Consider the following 26,696-nt stretch of genomic DNA (forward strand, 5'->3'; position numbering starts at 1 on the left):
ATGATTTCATCATTAGACATTAGAGTTGAGCAACGTGAGGGAGCTTCTTATTTAAAGGACGCTTACGTTACTCAACCTTTTCGAATTGTACCAGTAGGGCAATATAAGAGAGATAAGGCAGCTTATCTAATGATTATGAGTTCTTCTCCAGGACTCTTAGACAATGATGATCATCGCATCTCTATTCACCTTGCTAAGTACACTAAACTTCAATTACAGACACAAGCGTATCAACGTCTTTTTCACATGAAGAATAAGTCGATGCAAACCACTGTAATAGATATGAAAAAGGGAAGTGCTTTTGCCTATGTTCCTCATCCGGTAGTGCCTCAGAGTTCATCTACTTTTATCAGTCGTAATAAAGTAGAAATGAAGGAAGATTGTCATTTTTTACTTTCTGATATTATTACTTGTGGAAGGAAGTTATCAGGAGAAGAGTTTGAGTACAATCACTTTCAGAATTTGACTGAGATTTATGTAGAAGGTAAGCTTAAAGTAAAGGATAATGTATTGTTACAACCTGACTTAATGCCTATTAAAGAGATAGGTATTCTAGAGGGATATACTCATCAGGGAACTCTGATTTATTACAATACCGCCAATGTATCTGTACTAGAATACATAGAATTTTTCTATAAACAGTATGGAGAGAAAGAAGGAATCGAATTCGGTATAAGTTTATTAGAGGGAGATGGATTTATGATTCGAGTTTTAGGACAAGGAGCAGAAAAGCTATTCAATATATTTCAAACAATTCAACAGAAGCTATGGGATGAGTTGTTTTTATAACAGCCTAAGTAGATTTTAATTAAAAACTCAAAAATAAAACCATGAAAGAACTTATAGTTCATTGTTTTAAGGCCTTTTTTAGAGGTTTTGGACAGATTATGTTACAAGCCAATGCAATAACAGGAATACTGTTCTTAGCAGCGATATATTACGACTCTACAGATATGGCTTTAGCGGCATCTCTGAGTAATATTGTCGCTATTATAACAGCGAAGTTGTTGAGATTTGATAGGCAGGACATAGAGAATGGACTATATGGGTTTAATGCATGTCTAATAGGGGTAGCTTTAATATTCTATTTTGAACCTAGTATTTGGGTATATGCGATGATGATTATTTCATCTGTTTTATCAACCATTATAATGGGATGGGCAATAAAAAAGGAATTACCAGCTTATACATTTCCTTTTATTCTTTTTACTTGGATTTCACTGTTTATTCTAAGTATCCCTGATTTAGCTATTCGTTCTGTACCTGAGCACTTTGTAGATATAGAAGAGTTAGATGACTTTTTAATTCAAGGCCATGCTTTTGGACAAGTATTATTTCAAGGGAGCTTTGTAGCAGGAGTTGTATTCTTTTTGGGAGTGTTTATCAGCCGACCTATACAGGCATTATATGGTTTTGTAGCAGTGATTGTCAGTGTGTATATTTCGCATAGTAGTCATGCCTCTAATGCTTTAATTAGTGAAGGAGTATTTAGTTTTAATGCGGTATTATGCGGTATTGCTATGGGAGAGGATAAAGTACGTGCAGGAATGTATGTGTTAATCAGTGTAATTATCTCTACCTATTTCGATATTTTTATGATTAAGTATGGATGGACTACTTTGACATTCCCTTTTGTATTTGCGATGTGGGTGATGTATCCTATCAAGCAGTTAGACAAATGGATAGTGAAGAAATTAGAAGAACTAGGAATTACTAATCTTATTGATAGAATATCTAAGTAATATTGGCAAAATATTAGCTATAGACTATTGATAATGATTTATTTATTTTATAAAATTTGCCTTAATTATTTGGTTGAAATATGTCGAAGCCGTCTATTGAAATATTGAACAACTATCAGTATAAGAAGTTGTTTTTGCCTCATTTGGATAATAGTTACTTAGAGAATGATAGCAAGATTCAAGTTTATCGTTTAGAAGACTATTTAAGGGGCATTTTAATGCCTGTTATCCCTTATCGTACCACATTTAATTTTATGATTATGTTGACTATGGGGGAGATGACACAGTATTTAGATAGTGGAGCTTATACTTTGTCTAAACATGAGATTATCAATGTCAAGAATGGAAATATAACAGCAACCCTATCTATATCAGAGGATATCAGGGGGTATTTTGTTATATATGAGAACGATGTGGTTACAGATATATCATTAGGAGCAACTGATTTAAAGTTTTTTGCCATGAATCCTCATGTAAAGCTTAATGAGATGAATGCGAGTTGGGTAGGTAGAACATTAGATTTGCTAGAAGAAGAATCTTTAAGTGAAAATAGAGATGTAGAGATTTGTGTTACTTTGTTAGAGGCTATATTAATGAAGGTAATTCGCGTTGATATGGAAAAGAAGACTCCGATGAGTAGACAACTAGATATTGCCTTTCGCTTCAGAGAGTTGGTACAGAAATTTCATATCGACCATAAGAATGTACTGTTTTATGCTAACCTTCTTCACATCTCAGAGAATTATCTCAATAAATGTGTCAAGGAAGCTACTAATAAACCACCTAAACAGTGGATTAATGAGATTAGTATCTTACATAGTCAAATACTCTTACAAGATAAAACAAGAGATATTGCAGGTATCGCTTTTGAATTAAAGTATAATTCACCTTCTTATTTTACAAGGTTATTTAAAAAGGTGACAGGGTATTCACCTAGTGATTATCGCAAACATAAGTTTATATTATAACTTGTCTAGTATTGACAATGTTTAAAACAAGAAAGAGAATAGATATAAGTTATACTATTCTCTTTCTTGTTTTTTACTTTTCGTAGGCCTTGTCTATAATAGAGTTCATTGCCTCTTTTATCTTTTGTCTTCCTTCATCACTGTGGAGGTCTATACCACAGAAATACCTTCCATTGTGTTCAGCGTATAAGTTGAGGTAATAAGCCCCAGATACAAGAATAGCCATTAAAGCGCGATAATTATCTGCTTTATCACCAAAGTGATGATCAGATACATTCTTGAATAGAACTTCTCCTATATCTTCCTGTTTGGTTATAATTCTTTTTAAAGAATCTCTGTCTTCGGATAATTGCCAAAGCATTAGTTTTTGAAACTCCTTGTTTTGTTGAACAAAGTCGTATTGTTCAGCTAATAATGCTTTACCCATTTCTTTTCCGCCATCTTTAGTGGCTTCGTCTAACAATAAATCAGGATCTATATTGTTCCAAAAATATTGGGAGTTGATATACTCATCAAGTAATTGATCTACACCTCCAAAGTAATTATAGATAAGTTTTTTGTCTAAGCCTGCCGTTGCAGCGATATCATTTACTTTAAGAGCAGAATAGCCTTTTTCCTTTAAGATTATTCCTACTGCTTGAAGTAATGTTTCTTTACTTTTTTCTTTATTTCTCTCTCTTGGTTTTTCCTTTTTCTCTGACATAATGAAGTAAAAAAAATATTTTATCAAAAGTACTAATTATTAAGTCACCATTAAGTGATTTGTTATATATTTGCTCTTCATAAGAGACTCTCTAGGTATTGAAATCTTAGTATTAATGAAGGATACTTAATGTTTTCTGTTAAGAATATTTCTTTTAATGAGAAGTATTGATTTGGTTAGAGGCTTTGTTGAAAATAGAATTAGAGTCAATATTCTTGTTTATAGACTGTAAAGAAGTAATTGTAAAAAATAGGTATAACGCCATAAATAGAAGTATTATGATAAAATGGATATTAAGTGCTGTTGTCGTGATTTATTCTCTTGTAAGAGAGTTTATAACACATTTCTTGTAATACTGCGCTTTATAGTTATACGATAAAATATAGTTCTGGCCGAATTATAGATACGTTGTTTGTAGTAGGTTTCTAGTTAGTGTATTATCTAACTAGAACCTATGTTTTTTAATCAGTCATCTATTAAATTTTTTAGCATCCTGTATAATTGCTAGATAATGTATAATATTAATGAAAAAGAAAAGTAATAATGAGAGTCAAGTATCTTAGGGTATTTGGCTCTTATTTTTTTTAAATATAGTTTTAATGATTGCATAGACAGGGAGAGGAGCTGAATAAATGGTAAAAGCACTAAAAAATAAAATATTCACAATTAGCGATTGTTTGTTGTAAAATAAGATTGTAATTTAACAATTAATCACTAGAGGTATAAAAGAGGAGTCTATATACTATAGGGAGTCACCTATGGTGACTAGTGGCGTTTTATAAATTAGGTTTTATAATTGTTATTTTATGAGTTTTAATCGTGTATTTGTATAATATTTTTATTTATTGTGTATAAATGTTTGTGTAGTATTAAATATTGTTGGTTAAGTTCTATTTTTGTATTGCTAGTAATTATGATAAAATAATAAATAGTGTGTTCGTTTTATAGGTGTTTGAGACTAGTGAAATTGCTGAAAAGATCTAATAGAAGAATGATTAGGTACAAAATTTTATACAAAATAGATTAATTGGTGCGATTTTTGGTTTTATTGTAAAACGACCTCGTAGGGATAAGGTTAAAAAAACCAGAGATTGAAAGCTAATATTGCTTTTAAAGCTGGGGATAAAATGAATAAAAAGAGTAGTTATGAAAAAGAAGAATATCAGTTTAATAATTCTTGGGCTAGTGCCATGTATTGTTTCTGCACAAACTGTAAATGAAGGAATATTATCCGTTATGCCAGGTACAGAAATGGGTACTGTAGCGGAGTTTATTAACGAAAAGAAAGGTGACTTTACTAATGATGGTACTGTTTATTTCTTTAATGATTTTACCAATGAAGGTATCTATAGCATTAGTAAAAATGCGAAGACAGGTAAAGTCGTGTTTAGTAGATATGAGAACGAAACAGGTGTACAAACTATTTCGGGTAACTCATTTACTGAATTTTATGATGTAGTTCTAAACAATCCCCAGACAGCTGGAGCTTTTGATCTGAAAACAAATATAGATGTCTATGGAACAATGGACTTTCAAGACGGAATTGTAAAGGTAGACTCGACTTTGAATGCAACAACAGGATTATCAAAAGGGATGATCAGTTTTCAGAAAGGAGCAAAAGCAATTAATGTGAGTGATAAAAGCTTTGCTGATGGTGAGATAGAGAAAATAGGAAACGATGAGTTTATGTTCCCTCAAGGAAATAAAGGTAACTTTAGATATGCTAAAATCTCTGCTCCTAAAAGTGATAAATCTGTTTATGTTAGTAGATATATTTATGATGATAAACAGTTCTTCGAATCTCATAGTAATAAATCTGGAGTAATTAATTTATTGAATACAAAAGAGTTTTGGTTAGTAGATAAAGGAAATAACACAGAAGGAGATGTCTTGCTAACCTTGAGTTGGAGCGAGAATACTACATTGAAAGAGATGTTACTAAATCCAGAAAAAGATTTACATATTATCCGTTGGGATTCACATAATCTTATTTGGGTAGATGAAGGAGGAGTAGTAGATATCGCAAATAAAGAGGTAACTACAGCTACTGCTGTAAATGGTTATGGATTCTTCACTTTAGGGACAGTAAATACTGATGTAATGTTAGATGGTGATGTAGTCGTATATAACGCTGTTTCTCCTAATGGAGACGGTAAGAATGATTATTTTATTATTGATAATATTACTCGTTACCCTAATAACAAAGTACAGATCTTTAATAGATGGGGAGCTAAGGTGTACGAAACAACCAATTATGATAGTAATGGTAATGTATTTAAAGGATATTCAGAAGGGCGTGGTACTATGAATAAAAATGCTAAACTACCAACAGGTACTTACTTCTACGTCTTAACATACGAATATTCTGATGCTAGAGGAGCTAGAATTATCAAGAAACAAGGATACTTACATTTAGAGAATGAATAAAGTTAAAAGAAAATGATTAATAGAGTTATTAAGGTATTATTGACATAGATGCTCTTAATACAAAATGAAAGAAAACCACTAACTATTGTTAGTGGTTTTTTTATTAACTAGTGGTTTTTAGATAAAAAAGGAAAAATACACTTTAGAAGATAAAGTAATACTTCTACATTTGTGTACTTATAAAACACAAATGGAATTAGATATCTTATTGTATTTAGGAATAGTTGCTTTCTGTGCTGGGTTTATAGATGCCATCGCAGGAGGAGGAGGACTAATACAAACACCACTAGGCCTAGCCTTATTACCCCAACTCCCTGTATCGACTGTGATAGGTACACTTAAGATTCCCGCTTTTTCAGGAACGGCTATAGCTGTCAGACAATATTTAAAGCAGACTAAGATAAACTGGATGTACTTTGCCCTATTAGCCTTGATCTCTTTTGGAAGTGCTTTTGCAGGCTCTTATGTTTTGACGATAGTGAATAATGACTTTATGAAGCCTTTGTTATTTATCATCTTAATAGCCCTATGGATATTCACTTATGTCAAAAAGGACTTCTCTAGAAAAGCGATTACTAATATTACAGATAGACAGAAGTATATCTGGGGAGTTATCATTTCGGTAGTAGTAGGTTTTTACGATGGTTTTATTGGGCCAGCTACAGGTACTTTCTTTATTATGGGATTTGTTTTTTTAATTGGTTTTGACTTTTTTAAAGCATCTGCTTATGCAAAACTGATTAACCTAGTGACCAACTTTGGTAGTATCTGCTTATTTTTATTAAAAGGAGCTATTATATGGAAAGTTGCTATCCCAATGGCTGTTTGTAACGGTTTAGGAGGATATTTTGGAGCGAAGATGGCTATTCTAAAAGGGCAAGTATGGGTGAGATATATCTTTTTATTCATCATGTTCATCGCTATTTGTCGATTTGGATATGAAGTGTGGTTTAAATAAGAAAGTATGGAAAGAGATAAACCATTTTACTTATCACTGACTAAAGAGAATAGTCATAAAGTAAAGATAACAGCAGGACAAGGTCGTTTTGCGATAGGCACTAAGGGAATTACAATGTCTAAATGTGATGCTTTAGTAGAGAGAGAAGATGTTATTAATTGGGACGTATTTAATGAGTTTCAAGTTCCAGCAGGAGGTAATTGGCCTCGTGTGATGGAGTACCACGGAGATGATACATCATTTATCCAGTGGAGTGCTACTCGGGAGATGGAACAGCTAGATTGGGTACCACTAGATTGTACAGAGGCTGATTTTAGTCAGGCAGCTATCAGAAGATTAGTAGTGACTATTGATCATCCTATTCGCTTAATATTAGGCAAGGGAGTTAAAGACATCTCTATTAGAGGGAAGGTCAGCAATCTAACTTTAGAGAACTATGAGCACCTAGAAGCCTTGTCTTTTTCGTTTGCTAATGATACTGTATCTCCCTTGAGATTGCAAGTACTTAAAACGACAGCACATATCAAGGAGATCAATATTCATACTAAAGTGAATGGGCAACCTTTTGATTGTAGTAGTCTAGTACAGTTTTCTAATCTAACAGCACTAGCACTATCTGGGCACTTATGTAATCTTGATGTCTTAAGTCAATTGAAGGGATTAGAGAGGCTAGAGTTGAGATACGCGCCTACCTTAGAAGGTATCCCAGCACTAAATAGTTGGGCTAATCTAAATTACTTTATTGGTTGGAATATAGAAGATAGTATAGGAAAACAACTCAAGAAACAATTAACTGTATTAGAGAAGGAGAGAACCTTTCAATACGCTTCTGTTTCTAATTTAAAGAAGCCTGAGTGGTTTATTACTGAGTTTAGTATCCCATTTGGCTCTTGGGTAGGGAAGAACAATAAAGTAGCTGTAAAGGCTTATAAAGAAGCTTTAAAAACAATCAAAAAAGCTAAAACGAAAGAGGAAGTTAAGGAAGCAATCAGAGTTCTAGTAGAGATCGTGAATGATCTACCGAATATCGAAACTACAGAGAGAGAAGATACTTGGGAAGCAGTCATGCAATTAGTTTCTTTTAGCTCTTTAGTAATAGCGGAAGAAGAAGCTAATCAGTGGTTTGATGAATATAGAGACTTTTAAAAAAGAATAGCTATGACTATAACAGAATTAGAACAGAAATATAATATCGTTTATCCTGAGCTTTATAAGCAGTTAGAACAGGATAATATGTTAGAAGTAGGAGAGTACAGTCCGATGTGGTATGCAACGACATTTCCGAAGTTAAAAGATAATCCACCTTTATTGCTATTTAGTGATGACTTCGAATTGACTCCTTTAAAGGATGTTGATGAAGATATAGCCTGGCTAAGAGACCCTGATAATTATATGGAGATTAAAGAAGAGTATAACTTTATTTCGTTTGCTAAGAATGGGGCAGGGGATATGTATTGTTTCATGATGAATGAAGAGGTAGACGGTGATTATCCTATCGTATATGTATGGCACGATGATATAGAAGCTACTTATGAAGCGAAGAATTTAAGAGACTTTATCTTTAAACGCATCGTGATGGATATGAGTCAGCTAGATACCTATAACAATCAGTCTGATCAAGAGTTTATAGAAAACCTTAGGGCTACCCTAAAGACACATATACAGTATCTATCAGAGGATAAAGTGGCTCTTCTACAGGAGTTAATAGAGCGTCCTATCATCGATTATAGATTAGAAGATACCAATGATAAGTATAGAGGATTATTGACCTATACAGAGTATAAAGAGATATTAGCGAAGTACATTCCTTATGAGAAGATGAATGTTTCGTTTCCATACTCCGAATAAGATAGTTGAAGCACCAATATTGTTTATTGGTGCTTTTTTTGACTTTAGTTTTAAGTGTCTTAAAGAGTGAAGAGTATCTTTGTAACGAATAGAACCTAATATATTGTAGAATAATGAAAGTAGCTTTTGAGAAATACAATCCTCAGTGGAGAGAAAAGTTTGATCTTATAAAAGAAGAATTAGCTCCTGTGCTAAGTCATCTAGAGGTACAGATAGAGCATATCGGGAGTACTTCTGTAGAAGGATTATCTGCTAAGCCTATTATCGATATTATGATAGGGTTAAAATCAGAGGAAGATTTAGATAAACTGCCTAGCCTTATGACTGCAAAAGGGTATATCTATTATGAACTATACAATGAAGAAATGCCTTACAGAAGATTTTTCGTTAAGTTGGATCAAGAGCCTAGTTTATATGGATTTCCTACTCAGATAGGAATAGGAGAACAAGTGCCTGAAGCATTACATAATCACGATATCAGAGTAGCGAATATACATGCTATCCCAGTGGATAACATGAACTGGACACGTCATATCGCTTTTAGAGATTACCTAAGGGCACATCCTGCTGTGAAAAAGGCATATCAAGAATTAAAAGAAAAACTGAGCACAATGGAGTGGAGAGATGGAAATCATTATAATGAAGGTAAGGATAGTTTTGTAAAAACAGAAGAAGCTAAGTCTATAAAATGGTTTTTAAATAAAAAGTAATAATAATGTTTCTTTAAATGTTAAAATTATTTACTATATTAGTATTTGTTAAAAAACAAAAGAAAGTTATTATTAATTCGCATAAAAGCCGTAGCCTTATTTTAAGACTACGGCTTTTTACTTTATATATATCTTAATTTAAATACAATACGATGAATAATAAAATAAGAGCATATCAGCAAATAGTAAAAGGAGAGGAAGTACCTATAGTATATAAACACCTATTATCCCTAGTAATGCGTATAAAAGCTCACTTAGAAAAAAGAGATAGTCGCTATACAGGGTTTAAGTTTAGCAATGTATCTCCGGGTTATATGGATTATACCTATTTTCCTTTTTATAACGAGTATTTAAGAGGAGAGCTATTGCGTTTTGGGATTGTCTTAAATCATGCTGAAATGCGTTTTGAGTTATGGCTCATGGGACAAAATGCTGAAATACAAGATAGATATTGGCAGTTATTAAAAGATAGTAAGTGGAATCAGGGAGTGGAGCAGATGCCTATGTATAGTGTATTAGAAACAGTCTTAGTAGACAATCCTGACTTTAATAATGAGAAGGAATTGTTCGAAACGATAGCTACTCATGCAAAGCGTGATATAGACGAAATCATAGACTATCTACAAGTATTATAATCTTGTGATGCTTGTATGTAGTTGATATTTTGCTTTGGATGAGCCTATAGTCGCTGTAATATCATTCCGTAGTGAGTCCGTTATTTTGTCTAAAAAAACGGACTCACTACGGACTCACTACGGACTCATAACGGACTCACTACGGACTCATAACGGACTCACTACGGACTTATCCTGTCTCGTCCTACTATAACTGTACAGTTTCTTTGATATCCACTAACTGTATTGTGTTTTTTTAAGAAGAAAGTACCTCCTTGAGAATTAGTTAGACTGGTGTGCTAGTGTGATAATACTTCTCTAAAATAGCTGTTTTCATTAAGGTGAAAGCAGATTTAAAAATGTATTTTCGTGTTTTATTTTAGAAAAAAGAAAGTCAATGGAAATCGTGTTATACCCTAAATTTGAAGAGGTCTTTATAGATGATACAGTAAGGGGAATCTTCTATCCACTGTGTACAGTAGAACTAGCTTCTGGTAAGAATGTACACTTTGTCTCTCATAATGGAATGTGGACAAATGATGAAAGTAATTCTGATCAGAACTCATTTGATCATTTTTGTTTCTCACTAAAGGAAGGTAAATATGTATTTAGTGGAGATATCACTCTATATAAAGGACATAAAGTGGCTCAGGCCGTATCTTCTGTATTAGAAGAAGAGTTCTGGACAAATGCAGACTATTATTTTAAAGCGAAGATGTCTCTAGAAGACTATACGGAGAGGGTAATACCTTTAGTGACTGACTTAGCTGATGATGAGCTAGATCTAGAGACCTATCTAGAGTTCTTCTATGCCTATTCTTTAAACAAACTAGTTTTTCAGAAAACAGGACAATTTGCTAAATATAGACAATTAATAGATGGCTTTGGCAAGGCAGATCCTAGCCCTTATGTGTATAAAGTGGGAGACGAGGATTTTGATACTACCTTGCGTTATAACGAACTAAGTGAGATAGCTCCAGCTTCTTTTATATCAGAAAATTATCCCCCTATAGGGATGACGATAGGGTGTGAGTTCTTTACAGATGGCAATGACTGCGTACTTTATTATAATGAGAAAGAGGACACCGTCATTTGCCTTAATACTTATTCTTAAGATTATGAAAACAATAGAACAACTAAAACAAGAGATAGGACGTACTATCACAGCCTTTGAAGTAGGAGGTTTTCGTCCGCTAAATACCATTGAAGAATCTTGGATTGCTCGTGTTACGGCATATAAAGAAGAAGAGGGAATACCGCTAGATGATCAAGGGAGAGAGATGATTCCTTTGTTACAATTGTATTTACCTAATCTGCCTTTTGTACCCAAGGCTTTAGAGGGGATAGTGTTACTGACGGTATTTATGTCTTATGATTACCCTGAACAATTAGAACCGATGGGAAATAAATGGTTGATTAGAACCTATGATTCCTTAGAAGGCGTTGTACAGAAGGAATTGACTAATAAGGATTCTATTCTACATCCATTTCCTTTAAAACCGCGATTAGAACAGGTAGATTATCCTATCTGGGATGGAGGAGGATTAACCATAGAACAGGAGAATCGAATCTGTGAGATGGAGGATGAGGGGGTGATGGAAAGCTACTACGATGTGTTTGATGCACATTGTTATGACACGAAGCTAGGAGGGTATCCTTCTTACTGTCAGCCAGGTATCGGAGTAGATGAAGAGTATGGAGAGGGATACGAATTTGTATTCCAAATCTCGACTAATGAAAAAGTGAATCTGAATGTAGTAGATAATGGAAGCTTTATGTTTGCTTATAATAAACAATCAAAGGGTTGGAGTATCTATTATGATTTCTATTAATGTATTGCGTATTGTGTGGTTGTGCTGTGAATTAATAAACATATTGATAGATTACTTGTGTAATGTGTAGAGAACGGATATAAACTGACTCTTTTAATCCATTTTTGTAACTTAGTGAGTATACTTAAAACCATAATTATGAAAATGAAAGCAGTACGTTTTTTAGGACTACACGATGTGAAAATCGTTGATGATATGCCTATTCCTGTACCTACAGGAGAACAAGTATTAATTAAAGTAGCAGGTGCTGGAGTCTGTCATTCAGACTTGCATGTGATAGATGACGGTATCGTACCTGGGCCTTTCACCTTAGGTCATGAGAATGCTGGTTATGTAGAGGCAATGGGTGAAAGTGTAACAGGATTTAAAAAAGGAGATGCCGTAGTAGTATATGGTCCTTGGGGGTGTGGACATTGTAAGCCATGCAAACAATCTTCTGAGAACTACTGTGATAACCATGCGAGTCAGGCTGCAGGAGGAGGGTTAGGATTAGACGGAGGGATGGCAGAGTATATGCTAGTACCTTCTTCTCGTTTATTAGTGCCGATAGGAGACTTAGATCCTGCTATAGCAGCGCCTATTACAGATGCGGCTTTGACACCATATTCTGCGATTAAGAGATCGTTGCATAAACTGTCTCCTGACTCTTATGTAGTGGTTATCGGTATTGGAGGATTAGGGCATACTGCCTTACAGATATTAAAGGCCGTTAGTAGCGCTACTATTATTGCATGCGATATCACTCAAGACAAATTAGATTTCGCTAAGAAAATGGGAGCTACTTATACTGTTAATTCAGCAGATAAGGATGCTGCAGAGCAAATCATAAAGATAACAGGTGCGAAGAAAGCTATAACTGTACTTGACTTTGTAGGAGCGACCTCTACTATCGAATTAGGAGCAAAAGTAGTGGGATTAAATGGAGACCTTACCATCATAGGACTGTCAGGAGGTAACTATCCTTTTGGCTTCGGAAGAGTTCCTTTTGGGGTGAATGTATCTATACCGTATTGGGGATCTGAAGTAGAACTAATGGAAGTTATAGAACTAGCTAGACAAGGGCATATCCATATCGAAGTAGAGAAGTTTCCTTTAGATCAGGCTCTAGAGGTATATGATAAAATGAGAAAAGGAGAGCTGAAAGGTAGAGCCGTATTAATACCTTAAGAGATAGTATATTAAACCCAGAATAAGCGTTAGCCAAATACTACAAAGCAATTCTACTTCATATCTCTTTCATTAGCTCTGAAACCATACTATGCTTGTATCACTAATTCAGAGCTATTTTGTATAATTACTTTTCGTTTATCTGTCTATCACTGATTCTGGGTTAAAAAGACAGCCTATGAGCTGTCTTTTTGTTTAGTTATCGTTTTAGTAAGTAGTATCCTGCTTCTGAAGGGTGATCTTGTACCCATGTATCCTTATCTTCTTTATGGATGAGGTAAATAATCATAAAGTCTCCCATAGCGGATACAGTAAAAAATATGCCGAATAATAGCATTCCTAAGCTACCCGTCCATATAGCGAGTATAGAAGGGATAAAACCGAGTATAATAGCTGGCATGATCGCGCCTATACTATAGGGTCTGACTTTAAGTGGTTCTTTACAATGACAGTAAGGAGTGAGATATTCTTTTAGAAAGCCAAGCTTTATAGACTTAACCCCTTTCTTTGCGAATATAGCCCATGTAGCTCCATGTATAAGCTCATGTACTACGATTCCGAGAGTCATAACGACTATGTATAAGAAGCAGTAGCCCATGACCAGTAATGGATGTATTCCTTTTAGTTTAGAAATGCTAATTATTTCTCCCCAAACGAGATAGTATACAGCAAAATTAACTATCGCAATAGGGATTAAGCTAAGTAGTGCATACCCGTTTGCTTTTCCTAGATCAATGGTCTTCTTCTCCATGGTATAGTCTTCGAATCCTTCAGGCTTAGGTAGCTGAATAGGAGTAGTGGTATTTTCTTCCAAGGTCTGTTAGTTAGGTTATTAGGTATGTAAATTAAGAAAAAAAAACAATATAATGTGCTTTGTACTGTTTAACCTCCCATTCGTATATGACTTTCTGATAGAATGATATCTAATTTTGCTTTAGTCAAACGAATTAAAAAAAGAAGAAATGAAGTTAGCTGAGATTTTAAAAGAAACAGATAAACCAGTATTGTTACAGTTTTTTGCAGAATGGTGTGGACCCTGTAAGATGTTGACTAGGATAATAGATGAATCGGTAGGAGAGATTACAGAGCATGCCTATTTGCAACGTATAGATGTAGATCAGCATCAGGAGATATCTGCTCAGTTTCACATACGAGCGATTCCTACTATGGTACTTGTAAATCAAGCAGGAGAGGTACTGTGGAAGCACACTGGAGTGATGGAGGTAAGAGATATCGTAAAAGAGATAACGAAGTAATTGATTATAAAGAGTTAGCCTAGTGTATATACTTTGGTATATTAGAGTATATAAAGGTTATAATTGCATTTTATATTATAGGAGCAAGTAGGCTGATGGTCTACTTGCTTTTTTGATGGTATAAATAAAGGAGCTCATGGAGCTCCTTTATGTGTTATTTTTAATAATAAGTATCTTGCATTATATCACTTTCGTAATTACCTCGATTGTTTAGGTGAATACCATTATATCTAATCGGGAAGTAATAATCTTCCTTAGTAGCAGGTTTAGTAATAAACTCAATATATTTTAAAATCATTTCTTGATTCGTTAAATCAGATACATCGATGCTGTTCTGTCCAAAAAAGATCATATGTATAGACGCATCATATAAGATTTGATTTGCTTCTTCATACTGTTGAGTCTCTTTATGACTATAAATATTAAAAGCTTTTGTTACATTTTCTCGTGATTGATTAGATTCAATTAAGATATCAGCTCTTTTTCCGAAACTTATGCTTGTTACTAAGATAGGATCTTGACTCTCGATGTTTTTTAATGCTTCCTTTGAAATATATCGACCTTCTTTATTGATTGGGTCAACAATATTTAAAGAGAAAAGAATCTGCTCACTTTTACCAAAGAATAAGTTCTTAGAAGTTATTTTTTCCACACCAAAGTAGTTTTTTAGCGCTTCATAAGTATTGTAAGCTTTATCTACATATTTTAAAGAGTTGACTTGAGAAGGACTTGAAAATGAAAAACCTTCATTATTATTACTTTCAGCTAGTTTAGTGTAATGTTTATCTATAATAGAATGCCAATGATCTTTAGAATAATCGCTAATTTCAAAAGCTAACTCTCCTAAAAAAGAAGGAAGAAGCACATGACTTGTTTCTGTTGCAGTAGCTAACCTTTTAGGTTCAGTACTTTTTAAAGATTTTTCATTGAATATTGCACCTGGATAGAACTCTTCTGATTTCACTGCATTGCTACCAAATGTCTGAGCGAAAGTTGCACTACTAAAAGCTAAGGCAACTAGAGTATAAAGTATTTTTTTCATGATGTCTTAGTTTTTTTGAGTGTATTTAAATTCAACTTTCAAGTATTTACCACTTGTGTTCTTTAAGTGATCATATCTCTTTTTGAATGTAGTGTAGTCTACTTCTTTGTATTCTTGAAGAGAAGCTACGTTGTTTACATTTAATGTCTTATGTGCTCCCTTAATACGGAAGAACGAAGAGTATATCGAAAGACTCTTTTTGTCCCCTGATATTTTAGCGAAAGTATAAGATGGATAGTCTTTAGTCGCTTGGATTACTATATTGTTATTCTCTATCTTAACAGTATATTCTTTTACTTTACTTTCGTTATAGGTAACCACTAACTTTTCTTTATTCAAGGTTAGTTGGACAGGTTTTAAGTAGGCTAGAGTAGGTTCCCATTCTTTAGAAACAGTGCTTCCTAAATCTGTAGTCGCATTGTCTTTAAAAGATAATTGCTTGACAACACTTTGAGTACTAAAATCAAAAGTAATTGCTGTGGCAGGCTCAGGTTTCTCTGGCTCAGGTTTTTCTGGATCAACAATAGGTGGCTTTACTGGGCTGCTGTCATCACTGCTACAAGAAGCAGTAATAACTCCTATGGCTAGACACAGGCTAAATAATTTTACAGTGGTACGTATCATATCAATTCGTGTTTGTTACAAGGTGTAAGATATGTGTTTTTGTTAAAATTAACAATTTTAATTTTCCTCAATTGTGTGATTTATACTGTAAAATAGATTACGTAAAAATATGTGTAATACTATTTATCTGATGTTGATATAAGTACTGATGATGATGTCAAAACATGTCTTTAAAAAAATAATGAAAAAGCAATAAAAAAGGAGCTCATGGAGCTCCTTGTACTATTTTATATTCAAGAGAAATGCGTAAATACTTTCCTTTAATATCTTTTAGATGATCGAATTGTTTGGTAAAGGACAATAGATCGATTGTTTGATAGTCGTGTATTTCTTCTTTTTGTGTCCTTAATGAGACCTTGTCTACCCCTTCTATTTGGTAGAAAGAAGAGTATAGTGTAATGCTTTTATTGTCTTCAGCAAGTGTAGCAGCTGGTAGTAGAACGCCATCACCTCTGATAAAGTGAATAGTATGATCTACCAGTTTGATCACATAGTTTGTATCCTTACCGTTGCTTAGTATTACACGTAGACGCTCTCCATCTAATGTCATGGATACCGGTTGAATGGCTTCTACTTTCTTTTCCCAATCTTGGTCTAAGGTTGTTGTTCCTTGATTGGTCGTTGCTTTGTCTATGAAGGTACTCTGCTGTTCTATAAAGAGAGTCTTAAAACTATAGGTATGAGGCTCTGTTAGATCTATGACAACTTCTTCTACAGGTGGAGTGATCTTAATATCATCGTCACTACTGCATCCTAATATTAATAGACTTAATAATAGAGATGTGATTCCTAATTTACTTATTCTAAGTATCATGTTTAGACTTCTTTTAGTAGGTTACTAGAAGACAAATATAAATCAAATTTTCTCTCTTTTCATTTCATTAATAGGTTGACCTTCATCATTAAAAAAGGATTTTCCACAGTTGTGACAGGTACCTTCAGTAGGAGGAGTATCATCTTGTCCGATTTCCCACACAAATGTAGCTCCACAAGAGCAGTTGATTACATAGAAAGGGTCTTTATCTGCTTCACTGGTGAACTTGTGAAAAATACCAAAATCTAGAGTTAATTTGCTAAGTTTTTTGAGTTCCTTTTTTTTGATTACCCCTATATAGTAGGCTTCATCACCTCTTTCTAGATTAAAGATAGTATAGCTTTTAGGAAGCTTTTTTCTAATTTGATTAATCATATAAGAAAGGGAGTCTTCTTGTTGTATTTTTCCCTTTTTAATAGCTTTAGAGACCTTTTTATCTAATTTCTTCTCGTTGACAATAAACTCTTCTCCTAATGTATTCATACGGTGGATAAGAAATGAGATTGCATCGCTGTCTAAGTTAGCTTGATTTACATCTACTTGGAGGATCACATTGTTTTTTAGAAGGAAGTTAAATATAGCATCTTCTTGTATTGTATCTTTTGTGTTTTCTAAGACACAGGCTAGCTCTTCGCTAGATAGCAATGCGTGTAATACTTGTTGATTAGCTTTTTTCATAATGGTTTTGTTTTTTATTATGCATTATCGTTAGCTGTAAGGGACAAGAAATCTTCTAACAAGATACAAATTTATTTAGGTTAGAAATGTTAATAATGCGATTTTTATTTTGGACTTATTGCATAATAAATATTTAAATGGACTTTGTAGAGATATTTTTTTAAAAAAAGGGTGGAATATGTAGAAGATAAATGTACATTTAGCCCTTGGTAGTATAAAGAATTACTATTCGATAATTAAATATAGATAATGGACAACCTTTTTTTATTATATATCCATGGATATGGATCAAACAGAGAATCACGTAAATTTTATAACATAAAAGAGTCTTTACCAGACTTTCCGGCTGCGGTCTTTGAATGGGATGAGAACACAGATTTTAAGTTGTTATTACAAACAGCTGTAAGACAGACAGCAGAGATTGAACAGATCATTTTAGTAGGAGACTCTACAGGAGCTAATTTAGCGTACCAAGTAAGAGAAGCTCGAAAAGCGCTAGGGTTAAAGACAATATTAGTACTAACTAGTCCATTGCTAGATTATGATAAACGCCTTAATGCGGATCTACAGTTTACAGAGAATCTTCAAGAGAGTTTAATAAAAATAAACAATGTAGAGGATGCTTTAGTGATTATGGCTAAAGAAGATGAGGTAATTGACTTTAGTAATTTTAATGTAAAGAATAATGCTTCTAATAGTACTGTGATTTATGTAGAGGATAATCACAGGTTAGAAGGATTTATCAATTATGTGGGGTATATAATAGGTTATATAGTCAATAAGAGTGTAAGACCAGAAGTAGAAGTAAACTAAAATAGCAAAGCAACCTGAGGGTTGCTTTTTTTAGATATTTTGCACGCTCGTTGGATGTAATTAAAAGGTTTGATTTTTAATAGTATTTATTGGACTATCAAAGATGAATTTATTTTAACCTTTAGAAGATTTAGATGTGTATGTAAGTTATGTGTATAGAAAAAGAATCAGAGGAATAAGTACTTGCTATATTAGGGTGCTATGGTTTAAGGTAATTACTTCAGAGCAAACTAATTAAATACAAATAATTAAAACCAAGAATTACAAAGAAGTCAGTGTTTATGTAAATTATAAGTTCACTTTAAATCATCGCAATTTTAAGGTTTTGGGAGGGTTTTAGGAAGAGAGTTTTAAGAGGGAAAGTAACTTTGGCTAGTATTCAGAATTTAATATTAGATGATCTGAACAGTATAGTATTGGGACTTGTAATATAGAAATGACAGGAAGTACTTATGACTGGGCATTAAGAGGGTGTTTTTAAGAGGATGAGGTATAAATAAAAAATCACCAAGAAATAGTCTTGGCGATTTTTGTTGTTGAAAGGTTTTGATTAATCTAAATGAATTAGGTATTGATTTCTTTCATCTCTTTTATGAGCTAAATGAGCTGTTTTTGGGGAGATACCAAATAGAGGAGAGAAGGTCTTAACCTTAATAGTTCTATTGTCGTCATAGAATTCTAATATTCTTATAAAGCCGTCTCCTCCGTTACCTTGATGGCCGCCACCTTCTGATTGCATATCAAAGAGCATCTGGTGTACTTCTTGTCCAAAGTTGTTTTTATCTACTCTATATCCTTCTCCCGAAATATGTCCAGATAGGACTAATTGCATATTCTTTGTTTCTTTTACTATTTTATTCCAAATCTGTTCTCCATTATTAGATTCAGGGAGTAATATTCTGTCTGATTTTCTTTCTTTTTTATCCTTAAAGTAAGGTTCAAAGATTATCCATTTGTTATCTCCTTCTAATCTTGTATCATTGCGATTGAGATAGGCGTGTGTTAACAAGACGATTTGATGATTTTCATATTGTTTAAATTTTAGAATTTCATTTGCCCAGTTTAGGGTTGTGTTTCGTGGAGCGTATTCTAGGTTGACAATCAGGTAATCTTTATTGTTAATTCCTTTAAACTCATACATGGCATTCGTTAGCGTAGGTAAGTTATGCTCATTAAGTCCATGTTGTACAAGATGTTTTTGATTTAAGTAATTCTTAGTTATAGGGAAGTACTTGTCATATTGGGTAGTTCTCGTTCCTTTAGAGTCTATGGTGTAATCGTGATTTCCTGTTGCTAGAATATAAGGAATCTTATGATCTAAGATAGTAAAGGATTTATCTATAAACTCCCATTGTTGCTTAGAAGAGAGATTTCCATTTAATCCAGGAAGGATTACATCATCTTGTTCTACTAAGTCACCAGTGCACAGTACCATTTTAATATTTAGTTGATCTATATTAGCCTCTATCCATCTATTAATAAGGTCTAGTATAGGTTGATTTTGGCTATATTTAGAATAGTTTTGAATATCAGGAATTAAAATCATAGACCAAGAGTTTGGCTGGTCTAATTCTACTTTTGTCGCGTATTGTTGAGCAAAAGAAATAGGGGATGCTAATAAAAAAAGCACCCCTATTTGGAAATATAAACTATACAAACACTTCATTTTAATAACCAGGGTTTTGGGTAAGGTTAGAATTGATAATAATTTCTTTTGACGGAATAGGCCATAAGTATTGCTTATTCTTATCAAAAGCCCTGGTGGCTAATACTTTTATTTTTCCTTTACTAAGTAATCCGTCAAATACAGGTAATCCATTTTCATCTATGGTTGGTGTTTCTGACCAGAACCACAGTCCTTTATCAACTACTTCTTTTTTTAGTTTGTCAGGGTCTAACATACCATAATTTGGTCTAGTTAGGGCGATTTCGGCATGTTTCCAACGCATAATATCTTCAATTCTTCTATTTTCCCAAGCAAATTCTACTCTTCTTTCTATTCTAAGGTATTTTCTCATTTCAGTTTGTGATGAGATAGTAAGTAATGGAGCAGTAATACCAGAGTCATTATAAGCGCGTGCTCTTACTTGGTTAAACGCTTTAAGCATTTCGCTATCTAATTGGTTTAGTTCTATTTTTGCCTCTGCATACATTAGCAATATATCAGCATATCTCATAATAACAATGTCAGCATCAGAATAAGAATCATCAGACCAGTCTGTATCAACTCCTTTTTTTAGTGTTAATCCATTATAAGAAGCATAGGTATCTACAGATCTTGTGTCTTTATTTTTTACTTGCTTACCTGTTGTAGTGTTAAGGACATTAGTAGAGTAAGGGTTAGGATCATAAATATATCCAAGGTGATCAGTACCAAATTCTACTATAGTTTCTTTTAATCTCGGATCTCTGTTTTTAAATGGGTTTTGAGGATCAAAAAGAGGAGATTGATCTATTGTTTTCCCATCCGTGCATAGATAAGTAGCAAATAATTCCCAAGAAGGTTGTGCTACAGAGCTTCCACCAGCATTTCTAGTATAGAAATTCTTAACTGAGAATATAGAATTATGTTGAGCAGAACGTGGAATAGCAAACACAGTTTCAGAAGAATTCTTAGTTTTAGAAAGGAAATATTCTCCATAATTACTGTGTAGCTTATAATTATTTAGTTTTATACACTCTTCAGCAGCCTTACGTGCTATTTCATAATCGTGAAGATTTAATGCTGTTTTTGCCTTAAACGCTAATGCTGCACCTTTTGTCAATCTTGAATTCTGTGTTCCATTGTACTTAATAGGTAGGTTATTGATTGCAAAGTTAAAATCATTGTACACTTCTTGTAAAATAATTTTTTTATCAGTTCTTCCCATTTTGAAAGCCTCCTCTATCGTAAGCGTTTGAGTATAAAAAGGAACATCGCCAAAGAAAAACAGTAATCTACCGTAGAATATAGCTCTAAAGGCACGTGCTTCAGCTTCAAACTGTTTTCTATCTACTTCTGATAGATTACCTCTGTTTTGCGTTAAGTTTTCTAATATAGTATTTGCTCTAGCAATTCCCTTATAAGTATTCTTCCACAATGCAGCACTTGTACCCCATTCACTATTAATGGTACCAGCAGCATATTCATTCATTACTTGTCTTTGAGACCAGTTATCTGTTAATCGTTCACCAGCCCAGCCTGTTTCAAGATTCCAAAGGTATTCTCTGTAAAAATCATTAATAGAAAGTTCGTATTCATTTTTATCAGAATACCAATTTTCTGAAGAAGCACTAGAAAGAGGGTTTAAATCTAAATCAGCACAACTGCATGTAAAGATAAGTAAGCTAAGTATATAAAGTATTTTTTTCATTTTAGATAATATTAGAAGTTAACAGATACCCCGAAGTTGAATGATTTAGCGATGTATGCATTATATGCTGATTCTGGATCATATCCCTTTGGAAAATTACTGAATGTAAAATAGTCGTTTAGAGAAATAAATACTTTAAGCTTGTCTAAATGCACTGAGTTTACTAAATCTTTAGGGAAATTATAAGCTAAAGTGATATTCTTAATACGGAAATAAGCTCCATTAATTAACCAGAAATCAGACATTTTATAATTGTTGTTTTCTGCGCTTACATGCGATAATCTAGGGTATTTAGCATTTAGATTTTGTTCCACAGTATTGTATGGGCTCCAGTATTGACCATCTATCTCTTGCATTGGACTTGTCCATGAAGATTGGAAAGGTCTGATTTGGTTTTCTGTCAATAGACTTTTTTGTTTTCCAACTCCTTGGAAAGCTATTCCTAATTCCACTCCTTTGTAATCAAGGTTAATATGTCCACCAAATATGTAACGAGGTAGTGAAGAACCTAAAGGCACACGATCATAATCTGGTGATATGCTTCCATCAGGAACACCATCAGGTTCACTTATATCTAGATATTTAATATCTCCTGGTTTTACAGCATTAGATAGTTTAGGGCTATTATCTATTTGTTCTTTATTTTGAAATAGACCATCAGAAATATATCCATACCATTCGTTAAATGAAGTTCCTTGTCTTATGATTTTTCCATTAGACATAACGATACGTCCTCCCAAATCCCCCATAGTGGTTCTAGAGTCTGATAGATTAGCTCCTATAGAGTATTTTAGGTCACCAATCTGATCTCGCCAATTAATATCTAAGTCCCAACCTTCAGTATGCATATTACCAGCGTTCTGTTGAGGGTTTTCAAATCCCATAAAAGCAGGAATCTCTAACTCTAATAGCATATCTCGTGTCTTCTTTTTATAATAATCAGCTGTGATACTAAGGCGATTTCTTAAGAAATTAATATCCAAACCAAAATCAATTGATTCTGTTGTTTCCCAAGTGATGTTCTGGATAGCATATTGCGTTTGAGCAGCAGTTAGAGCAGAGATAATCTGGTTGTCTTTATAGAATAAGGTATTAGAAAAATTGATTGAAGATTGATATGGATAGTTTCCGATTCGTTCATTTCCTAGAGTACCCCAAGAACCTCTAAGTTTTAAGTAGCTTATTACATTTTGGTTTTTCATGAAGTTTTCTTCTGATACTGTCCATCCTGCAGAAAAAGAAGGGAATATCCCCCATCTGTGATCTTTGTGAAAGCGTGAAGAACCATCTCTACGAATATTAGCTTGCAAATGATATTTGTTGTCAAATGAATAGATTAATCTAGAGAAAAGAGATTGATAAGCTGTCTCTGTTTTATCACCAGAGTTAGTCATAAATTCTACAGGAGCAAGGTCTAAATATGGAAAATTAGGCAATTCCATATTCATTGCTTTAGCGCCTAAATTATCTATAGAAGAATAATTATCTTCATACCCTAATAATAGATTAATACTATGTTTTTTTAGATCTTTAGTGTAAGTAGCAAGCACTTGTTTTGTCAGTATTTTGCTTTCGTTTCTATTCTCGATTAAAGTATTGTTTGTATGACCATTTATATAGCCTGAGAAGCGTTCAGGGCTCTCAGCATCATAATATTCTATTTTTTTTGTAAAGTTCTTTCTTCTATCAAAAGCTAGTTGTGGGGCTAAAACTAATGAAACTTTTAAATCTTGAATTGGCGTAAAGTTCAAGGCTACTCTTCCGTATATTTTATCAGAGTGATGTCTTTTAGTTCCTCCATGATACAAACTAGCATAGGCATTAGAACCTGATTTTCCTTCAGCTATTCTTCCATCTTGCCAAGTAGCAGCATATACAGGAGCATAACGCATAGCTTCCCATACAGGGTCATTAACAGGGGAAGTTTGTTGGGTTGTATTATATGATAAATCAATATCTCCAGAGATAAAATCATTAACCTTGATATTGTTATTTACACGAGTCATAATTCTTTTGTAATTCTCAATATCATAAATTGCTTTGATATTCTCATAATCTACACTTGCACGCGTCTTAATTCGCTCACCACCACCAGAAAGAGAGAAGGAGTGTCTTTCTTTTGCAGCAGAATCTTTTAGCAATAGATCTTGCCAGTCTGTAATAGGGTATTTATTAGGGTTCTCTAAGTTATTCTGATACCAATTGTCTATGTCTTGTTTGCTATAGATACCATATTCTCCTCCAGGAGCTGTCCCTGCATCATTCCAAGACATTTCATTGATCATCTCCATGTAGCGTTTATAACCAACAGACTTAGGCATCATCGTAGGTTTTTCAAAGGCGTAATCAGATTTATAAGAGAAGTGAAATTCGTTATCTTTAGCGCGTTTAGTTGTAATTAAAATAACTCCTGCTGCTGCTCTAGCTCCATAAATAGAAGCCGCTGCTGCATCTTTTAAGACAGATATTTCTTCGATATCATTAGTGTTTACTTGATCCATATCATCTTGTGCCACTCCATCTACAACGATTAATGGATCTGTATTACCTATAGTAGTCACACCACGAACTTTGATATTAGCTTTAGCACCAGTTTTACTTGAGTTACGCGTTACCATTACTCCTGATAGTTGTCCTTGAAGAGCCTGCGAAAGCTGTGTTGTATTTCGCTGTTCTATTGCATCTCCACTAACTTGTCCTACTGAACCTGTAATATCTTTCTTCTTAGCTGTCCCATAACCAATTACTACAATCTCATCTAGATTAGACGCTTCTTCTCTCATTTTGATATTCATCATAGAAGAAGCCTTTACCATTTGATCTTGAAAACCAATAAAAGAGACTTTTATTAAGTCATTTGGATTTGCTTTGATATCAAAGTTTCCATCTAAGTCAGTAATGGTAGACTGTATATTACTTAAGTTTTCTATGGTTGCTCCAGGTAATGTAAGTCCATTGTTGTCCAATACTCTTCCTTTAAGCATACTTAAAGCAATAGAAGAGTTTCCTTTTTTGATAGAAAGTAGATTGTCCTCTAATTTATAAGATAGATTAACTTTGGCTTGTAATGAACTTAATATTTGTTGAAGAGTAAGTGTTTTACTACTAAAGTTTACCTTAGTACTCTGAGGTAATTCATCAGTATAGTAAATCTTAATAGAAGTTTGTTTCTCTATTGTTTTTATTAATTCATTGATTGTTAATTCACTTTTAGGTAGTGCTAAATTAATTTGAGAAGGTGATTGTCCTAGAGTAATATTTGACCACATCAGACAAGCTAGTGCTATTACAGGAAACTTAATTTTTTTGTAGTTGTTTTTCATGGTTTAAGTGCATAATAGGTTTTTAAATGTTTAGTTATTTTTTAAAAATTGAGATATCTTTATCTTGTTTTTTATAGGTAAGGTCTTCTAAGAAGCAGATACTTCTCAGAATAGCATACAACTCATGTTTTGGATATCGTCCATGCAAGATGGCTTGGGTACTAACACGATGATCAATGTGGATGTGGATACGGTAGTATTCTTCCAACTGATTGATAGCTTTATCTAAAGGGATATTATTAAAGTCAAAGTATGAAGTCTGAGCGAGTAAAGTATTATGAGCTAGTCTATCATTATGCCATACCAAACTATCATTAGCGTGTAATATTCTTAACGAAGAATCTTTAGGGTTTTCTACTGATACTATTCCTTCTATTACGCGAACCTTATGGTCATTAGCAGCCTTATCACTCACTGTAAATGTTGTTCCTAGAACTGTAGTGTTAAGGTGATCAGACTTGACTAAGAAAGGAAGATCTCTGTTTTTGGCTACTTTAAATAAGGCAGTACCTTTTAGTTTTACTGAACGATTAGAGGTATTGTATTCATCGTTAATTTCTAATGTAGTACCAGGTTCTAGTATAATAATAGTGTTGTCATCTAAAGTAATACTCGTGGTCTTTTCTGCATAATATAGATTAGTAGAAGAACTATATTGATTCCATAAAAAGACACCACTTAATAAAGGTATTGTAAGACAAGCAGCCCAGGTAGCAGTGCGTCTAAAGCGCATGCGTCGAGTATGTGCTTTCTGACTAGCTACTATTTTATTGCGTAATCTGTTTTCAACAGTTTCTTTGTCTGCGATGGTAGAAGTACCTGTTTGTTGTAATCTTTCTAACCAAGAAGTTAAAAATTGATTTTCTTGATCAGATGAGTTTTTCTTTAAATATTGATCTATAATATTTCTAATCTTGTTTTCCATGAATAGTGCTTATATCTATAAAGTGCGCTATTCTATAAATGGTACTATGCGAAAAACTGGATTTAATGATTACTTAATATAGGTAACAATTACTTAACGAATAAAAGAAAGAAGAAAAAGGCTTCTACAGAATAAGAAAGATTAGCTCTTAATAAGGATAATGCTTTGTTTAATTGGTTTTTAACTGTGTTTTCTGACAAGTTTAGGAGTTGAGCAATTTCAGAATAAGACTTCAGACTGTAATATCTCAACTGAAAAATTTCTAAACATTTTTCTGGTAATATTTCTGCAGCTTTTAATTTGACTTGTTCTAGTAGGTAAAGTTTAAATTGTTCTTGTTCCTCTACAGTAAGTAATTCAAATTCTGATAATGCCTCATAAGCAGTCTCTAGTTCTACAGAAGTAAATTTTCTATTGCGCAAATATTCTAGACATTTATATTTAACAGCTGTATAAAGATAGGCTTTAAAATTCTCAATATGTAAGGTATCAAATCTCTTCCAAAGATCAATAAATACTTCTTGAATGATATCTTCTGTCTGTGCAGTATTTTGAGTTAGGTTATTAGCATAGATATACAGAGACTCCCAATAAGACGTATACAAGTTGTTTACGAATCTATCTTTATTAGTCATTATTATATTATTTTGAGACCAAAATTATCTTATAATAAGAGTAATGTTCTTTCTCTAACTTTACTAAAGCATTAAGCTTTTTTATGTAATAAGGACATTATTTCTAAAAAGTAGTGTTTTTGTAAGGATATATTGTGTGTGTTTTACAAGGTATAGTATTGATATACTGATAAAAGAGAGAGAGTTTAAGTGAGAATATAAGTTAGTGTATGGTTAAGGAAGTGTAAAGAAATAACTATAAGATAGGAGTTGTTACGTTTTATG

General features: G+C 33.3%; 25 protein-coding genes. 14 read left to right on the forward strand and 11 right to left on the reverse strand.

From position 1 onward, the window contains the following. The 3 genes from AABL85_RS06395 (at position 1) to AABL85_RS06405 (ending at position 2,710) form a co-directional block, all read left to right on the forward strand. Entirely contained in the window at positions 1-789 is a 789-nt protein-coding gene (locus tag AABL85_RS06395) for an urease accessory protein UreD (RefSeq protein WP_131540981.1), read from the forward strand. A 41-nt stretch (positions 790-830) separates the two neighbouring features. Further along, on the forward strand, positions 831-1,742 hold the full coding sequence (locus AABL85_RS06400; protein WP_016649141.1) for an urea transporter: 912 nt from the start codon (positions 831-833) through the stop codon (positions 1,740-1,742). An 80-nt stretch (positions 1,743-1,822) separates the two neighbouring features. Further along, the gene (locus tag AABL85_RS06405) at positions 1,823-2,710 is read left to right on the forward strand and encodes a helix-turn-helix domain-containing protein (RefSeq protein ID WP_253113588.1); all 888 of its coding nucleotides are present in this window, start codon (positions 1,823-1,825) and stop codon (positions 2,708-2,710) included. Between the two features lie 73 nt (positions 2,711-2,783). Here the strand turns inward: AABL85_RS06405 and AABL85_RS06410 are convergent, their stop codons facing one another. After that, a complete protein-coding gene (locus AABL85_RS06410; RefSeq protein WP_006258211.1) occupies positions 2,784-3,413 on the reverse strand; it encodes a TetR/AcrR family transcriptional regulator in 630 nt (209 codons plus the stop codon). A gap of 1,146 nt (positions 3,414-4,559) precedes the next feature. On the opposite strand from AABL85_RS06410, the gene AABL85_RS06415 reads away from it, so the two are divergent. The 9 genes from AABL85_RS06415 (at position 4,560) to AABL85_RS06455 (ending at position 12,969) form a co-directional block, all read left to right on the forward strand. Continuing rightward, positions 4,560-5,840, forward strand: coding sequence for a gliding motility-associated C-terminal domain-containing protein (locus AABL85_RS06415; RefSeq protein ID WP_131540980.1), 1,281 nt, complete (start codon positions 4,560-4,562; stop codon positions 5,838-5,840). 190 nt (positions 5,841-6,030) lie between these two features. Then, a complete protein-coding gene (locus AABL85_RS06420; RefSeq protein ID WP_006258209.1) occupies positions 6,031-6,798 on the forward strand; it encodes a sulfite exporter TauE/SafE family protein in 768 nt (255 codons plus the stop codon). Between the two features lie 6 nt (positions 6,799-6,804). Then, on the forward strand, positions 6,805-7,944 hold the full coding sequence (locus AABL85_RS06425; RefSeq protein ID WP_341309562.1) for a hypothetical protein: 1,140 nt from the start codon (positions 6,805-6,807) through the stop codon (positions 7,942-7,944). 12 nt (positions 7,945-7,956) lie between these two features. After that, positions 7,957-8,646 carry an SMI1/KNR4 family protein gene (locus AABL85_RS06430; RefSeq protein ID WP_006265649.1) on the forward strand — a complete coding sequence of 230 codons (690 nt, stop codon included), beginning with the start codon at positions 7,957-7,959 and terminating at the stop codon, positions 8,644-8,646. Positions 8,647-8,759: 113 nt separating this feature from the next. Beyond that, positions 8,760-9,356 carry a GrpB family protein gene (locus AABL85_RS06435; protein ID WP_341309563.1) on the forward strand — a complete coding sequence of 199 codons (597 nt, stop codon included), beginning with the start codon at positions 8,760-8,762 and terminating at the stop codon, positions 9,354-9,356. Between the two features lie 152 nt (positions 9,357-9,508). Next, positions 9,509-9,991 carry a DUF7000 family protein gene (locus tag AABL85_RS06440; protein ID WP_071307566.1) on the forward strand — a complete coding sequence of 161 codons (483 nt, stop codon included), beginning with the start codon at positions 9,509-9,511 and terminating at the stop codon, positions 9,989-9,991. Positions 9,992-10,367: 376 nt separating this feature from the next. After that, positions 10,368-11,084: a hypothetical protein gene (locus AABL85_RS06445; RefSeq protein ID WP_341309564.1), complete on the forward strand. Its 717-nt coding sequence runs from the start codon at positions 10,368-10,370 to the stop codon at positions 11,082-11,084. A 4-nt stretch (positions 11,085-11,088) separates the two neighbouring features. Further along, entirely contained in the window at positions 11,089-11,802 is a 714-nt protein-coding gene (locus AABL85_RS06450) for a hypothetical protein (protein WP_341309565.1), read from the forward strand. 138 nt (positions 11,803-11,940) lie between these two features. After that, the gene (locus AABL85_RS06455; protein ID WP_341309566.1) at positions 11,941-12,969 is read left to right on the forward strand and encodes an NAD(P)-dependent alcohol dehydrogenase; all 1,029 of its coding nucleotides are present in this window, start codon (positions 11,941-11,943) and stop codon (positions 12,967-12,969) included. 199 nt (positions 12,970-13,168) lie between these two features. Here the strand turns inward: AABL85_RS06455 and AABL85_RS06460 are convergent, their stop codons facing one another. Further along, positions 13,169-13,783, reverse strand: coding sequence for a DUF3267 domain-containing protein (locus AABL85_RS06460; RefSeq protein WP_341285950.1), 615 nt, complete (start codon positions 13,781-13,783; stop codon positions 13,169-13,171). Positions 13,784-13,931: 148 nt separating this feature from the next. On the opposite strand from AABL85_RS06460, the gene AABL85_RS06465 reads away from it, so the two are divergent. Then, a complete protein-coding gene (locus tag AABL85_RS06465) occupies positions 13,932-14,225 on the forward strand; it encodes a thioredoxin family protein (RefSeq protein ID WP_006258200.1) in 294 nt (97 codons plus the stop codon). Positions 14,226-14,385: 160 nt separating this feature from the next. Here AABL85_RS06465 and AABL85_RS06470 read toward each other — a convergent pair whose 3' ends face one another. The 4 genes from AABL85_RS06470 to AABL85_RS06485 all read right to left on the reverse strand — a co-directional run bounded on the left by AABL85_RS06470 (position 14,386) and on the right by AABL85_RS06485 (position 17,383). Then, on the reverse strand, positions 14,386-15,267 hold the full coding sequence (locus tag AABL85_RS06470; protein WP_006261495.1) for a hypothetical protein: 882 nt from the start codon (positions 15,265-15,267) through the stop codon (positions 14,386-14,388). Positions 15,268-15,273: 6 nt separating this feature from the next. Beyond that, complete coding sequence (locus AABL85_RS06475; protein ID WP_341309567.1) at positions 15,274-15,891, reverse strand: hypothetical protein; 618 nt, start codon at positions 15,889-15,891, stop codon at positions 15,274-15,276. Positions 15,892-16,096: 205 nt separating this feature from the next. After that, on the reverse strand, positions 16,097-16,705 hold the full coding sequence (locus tag AABL85_RS06480; protein ID WP_341309568.1) for a hypothetical protein: 609 nt from the start codon (positions 16,703-16,705) through the stop codon (positions 16,097-16,099). A gap of 42 nt (positions 16,706-16,747) precedes the next feature. Then, a complete protein-coding gene (locus AABL85_RS06485) occupies positions 16,748-17,383 on the reverse strand; it encodes a hypothetical protein (protein WP_006264000.1) in 636 nt (211 codons plus the stop codon). Positions 17,384-17,632: 249 nt separating this feature from the next. On the opposite strand from AABL85_RS06485, the gene AABL85_RS06490 reads away from it, so the two are divergent. Further along, complete coding sequence (locus AABL85_RS06490; RefSeq protein WP_006263999.1) at positions 17,633-18,196, forward strand: YqiA/YcfP family alpha/beta fold hydrolase; 564 nt, start codon at positions 17,633-17,635, stop codon at positions 18,194-18,196. A gap of 550 nt (positions 18,197-18,746) precedes the next feature. Here AABL85_RS06490 and AABL85_RS06495 read toward each other — a convergent pair. The 5 genes from AABL85_RS06495 to AABL85_RS06515 form a co-directional block, all read right to left on the reverse strand. Further along, complete coding sequence (locus AABL85_RS06495) at positions 18,747-19,862, reverse strand: metallophosphoesterase (RefSeq protein WP_006258196.1); 1,116 nt, start codon at positions 19,860-19,862, stop codon at positions 18,747-18,749. Position 19,863: 1 nt separating this feature from the next. Beyond that, positions 19,864-21,549: a RagB/SusD family nutrient uptake outer membrane protein gene (locus tag AABL85_RS06500; RefSeq protein ID WP_341309569.1), complete on the reverse strand. Its 1,686-nt coding sequence runs from the start codon at positions 21,547-21,549 to the stop codon at positions 19,864-19,866. A gap of 11 nt (positions 21,550-21,560) precedes the next feature. Beyond that, positions 21,561-24,872, reverse strand: coding sequence for a TonB-dependent receptor (locus AABL85_RS06505; RefSeq protein WP_341309570.1), 3,312 nt, complete (start codon positions 24,870-24,872; stop codon positions 21,561-21,563). Positions 24,873-24,906: 34 nt separating this feature from the next. Further along, complete coding sequence (locus AABL85_RS06510) at positions 24,907-25,797, reverse strand: FecR family protein (protein ID WP_341309571.1); 891 nt, start codon at positions 25,795-25,797, stop codon at positions 24,907-24,909. Positions 25,798-25,886: 89 nt separating this feature from the next. Continuing rightward, positions 25,887-26,432: a sigma-70 family RNA polymerase sigma factor gene (locus AABL85_RS06515; protein ID WP_006258192.1), complete on the reverse strand. Its 546-nt coding sequence runs from the start codon at positions 26,430-26,432 to the stop codon at positions 25,887-25,889. Between the last annotated feature and the right edge of the window lie 264 nt (positions 26,433-26,696).

It is taken from the genome of Myroides odoratimimus (assembly GCF_038039805.1).
GTDB classification, from domain to species: Bacteria; Bacteroidota; Bacteroidia; order Flavobacteriales; family Flavobacteriaceae; genus Flavobacterium; species Flavobacterium odoratimimum_B.

Excerpts from the sequence above, each read along its gene's own strand:
- AABL85_RS06405 (WP_253113588.1), top strand. The coding sequence starts at position 1,823 with ATGTCGAAGCCGTCTATTGAAATATTGAACAACTATCAGTATAAGAAG.
- AABL85_RS06500 (WP_341309569.1), bottom strand. The coding sequence starts at position 21,549 with ATGAAAAAAATACTTTATATACTTAGCTTACTTATCTTTACATGCAGT.
- AABL85_RS06420 (WP_006258209.1), top strand. The coding sequence starts at position 6,031 with ATGGAATTAGATATCTTATTGTATTTAGGAATAGTTGCTTTCTGTGCT.
- AABL85_RS06475 (WP_341309567.1), bottom strand. The coding sequence starts at position 15,891 with ATGATACGTACCACTGTAAAATTATTTAGCCTGTGTCTAGCCATAGGA.
- AABL85_RS06425 (WP_341309562.1), top strand. The coding sequence starts at position 6,805 with ATGGAAAGAGATAAACCATTTTACTTATCACTGACTAAAGAGAATAGT.
- AABL85_RS06400 (WP_016649141.1), top strand. The coding sequence starts at position 831 with ATGAAAGAACTTATAGTTCATTGTTTTAAGGCCTTTTTTAGAGGTTTT.
- AABL85_RS06445 (WP_341309564.1), top strand. The coding sequence starts at position 10,368 with ATGGAAATCGTGTTATACCCTAAATTTGAAGAGGTCTTTATAGATGAT.
- AABL85_RS06455 (WP_341309566.1), top strand. The coding sequence starts at position 11,941 with ATGAAAATGAAAGCAGTACGTTTTTTAGGACTACACGATGTGAAAATC.
- AABL85_RS06395 (WP_131540981.1), top strand. The coding sequence starts at position 1 with ATGATTTCATCATTAGACATTAGAGTTGAGCAACGTGAGGGAGCTTCT.
- AABL85_RS06415 (WP_131540980.1), top strand. The coding sequence starts at position 4,560 with ATGAAAAAGAAGAATATCAGTTTAATAATTCTTGGGCTAGTGCCATGT.
- AABL85_RS06440 (WP_071307566.1), top strand. The coding sequence starts at position 9,509 with ATGAATAATAAAATAAGAGCATATCAGCAAATAGTAAAAGGAGAGGAA.
- AABL85_RS06495 (WP_006258196.1), bottom strand. The coding sequence starts at position 19,862 with ATGAAGTGTTTGTATAGTTTATATTTCCAAATAGGGGTGCTTTTTTTA.
- AABL85_RS06470 (WP_006261495.1), bottom strand. The coding sequence starts at position 15,267 with ATGAAAAAAATACTTTATACTCTAGTTGCCTTAGCTTTTAGTAGTGCA.
- AABL85_RS06480 (WP_341309568.1), bottom strand. The coding sequence starts at position 16,705 with ATGATACTTAGAATAAGTAAATTAGGAATCACATCTCTATTATTAAGT.
- AABL85_RS06505 (WP_341309570.1), bottom strand. The coding sequence starts at position 24,872 with ATGAAAAACAACTACAAAAAAATTAAGTTTCCTGTAATAGCACTAGCT.
- AABL85_RS06410 (WP_006258211.1), bottom strand. The coding sequence starts at position 3,413 with ATGTCAGAGAAAAAGGAAAAACCAAGAGAGAGAAATAAAGAAAAAAGT.
- AABL85_RS06510 (WP_341309571.1), bottom strand. The coding sequence starts at position 25,797 with ATGGAAAACAAGATTAGAAATATTATAGATCAATATTTAAAGAAAAAC.
- AABL85_RS06435 (WP_341309563.1), top strand. The coding sequence starts at position 8,760 with ATGAAAGTAGCTTTTGAGAAATACAATCCTCAGTGGAGAGAAAAGTTT.
- AABL85_RS06465 (WP_006258200.1), top strand. The coding sequence starts at position 13,932 with ATGAAGTTAGCTGAGATTTTAAAAGAAACAGATAAACCAGTATTGTTA.
- AABL85_RS06485 (WP_006264000.1), bottom strand. The coding sequence starts at position 17,383 with ATGAAAAAAGCTAATCAACAAGTATTACACGCATTGCTATCTAGCGAA.
- AABL85_RS06490 (WP_006263999.1), top strand. The coding sequence starts at position 17,633 with ATGGACAACCTTTTTTTATTATATATCCATGGATATGGATCAAACAGA.
- AABL85_RS06515 (WP_006258192.1), bottom strand. The coding sequence starts at position 26,432 with ATGACTAATAAAGATAGATTCGTAAACAACTTGTATACGTCTTATTGG.
- AABL85_RS06430 (WP_006265649.1), top strand. The coding sequence starts at position 7,957 with ATGACTATAACAGAATTAGAACAGAAATATAATATCGTTTATCCTGAG.
- AABL85_RS06450 (WP_341309565.1), top strand. The coding sequence starts at position 11,089 with ATGAAAACAATAGAACAACTAAAACAAGAGATAGGACGTACTATCACA.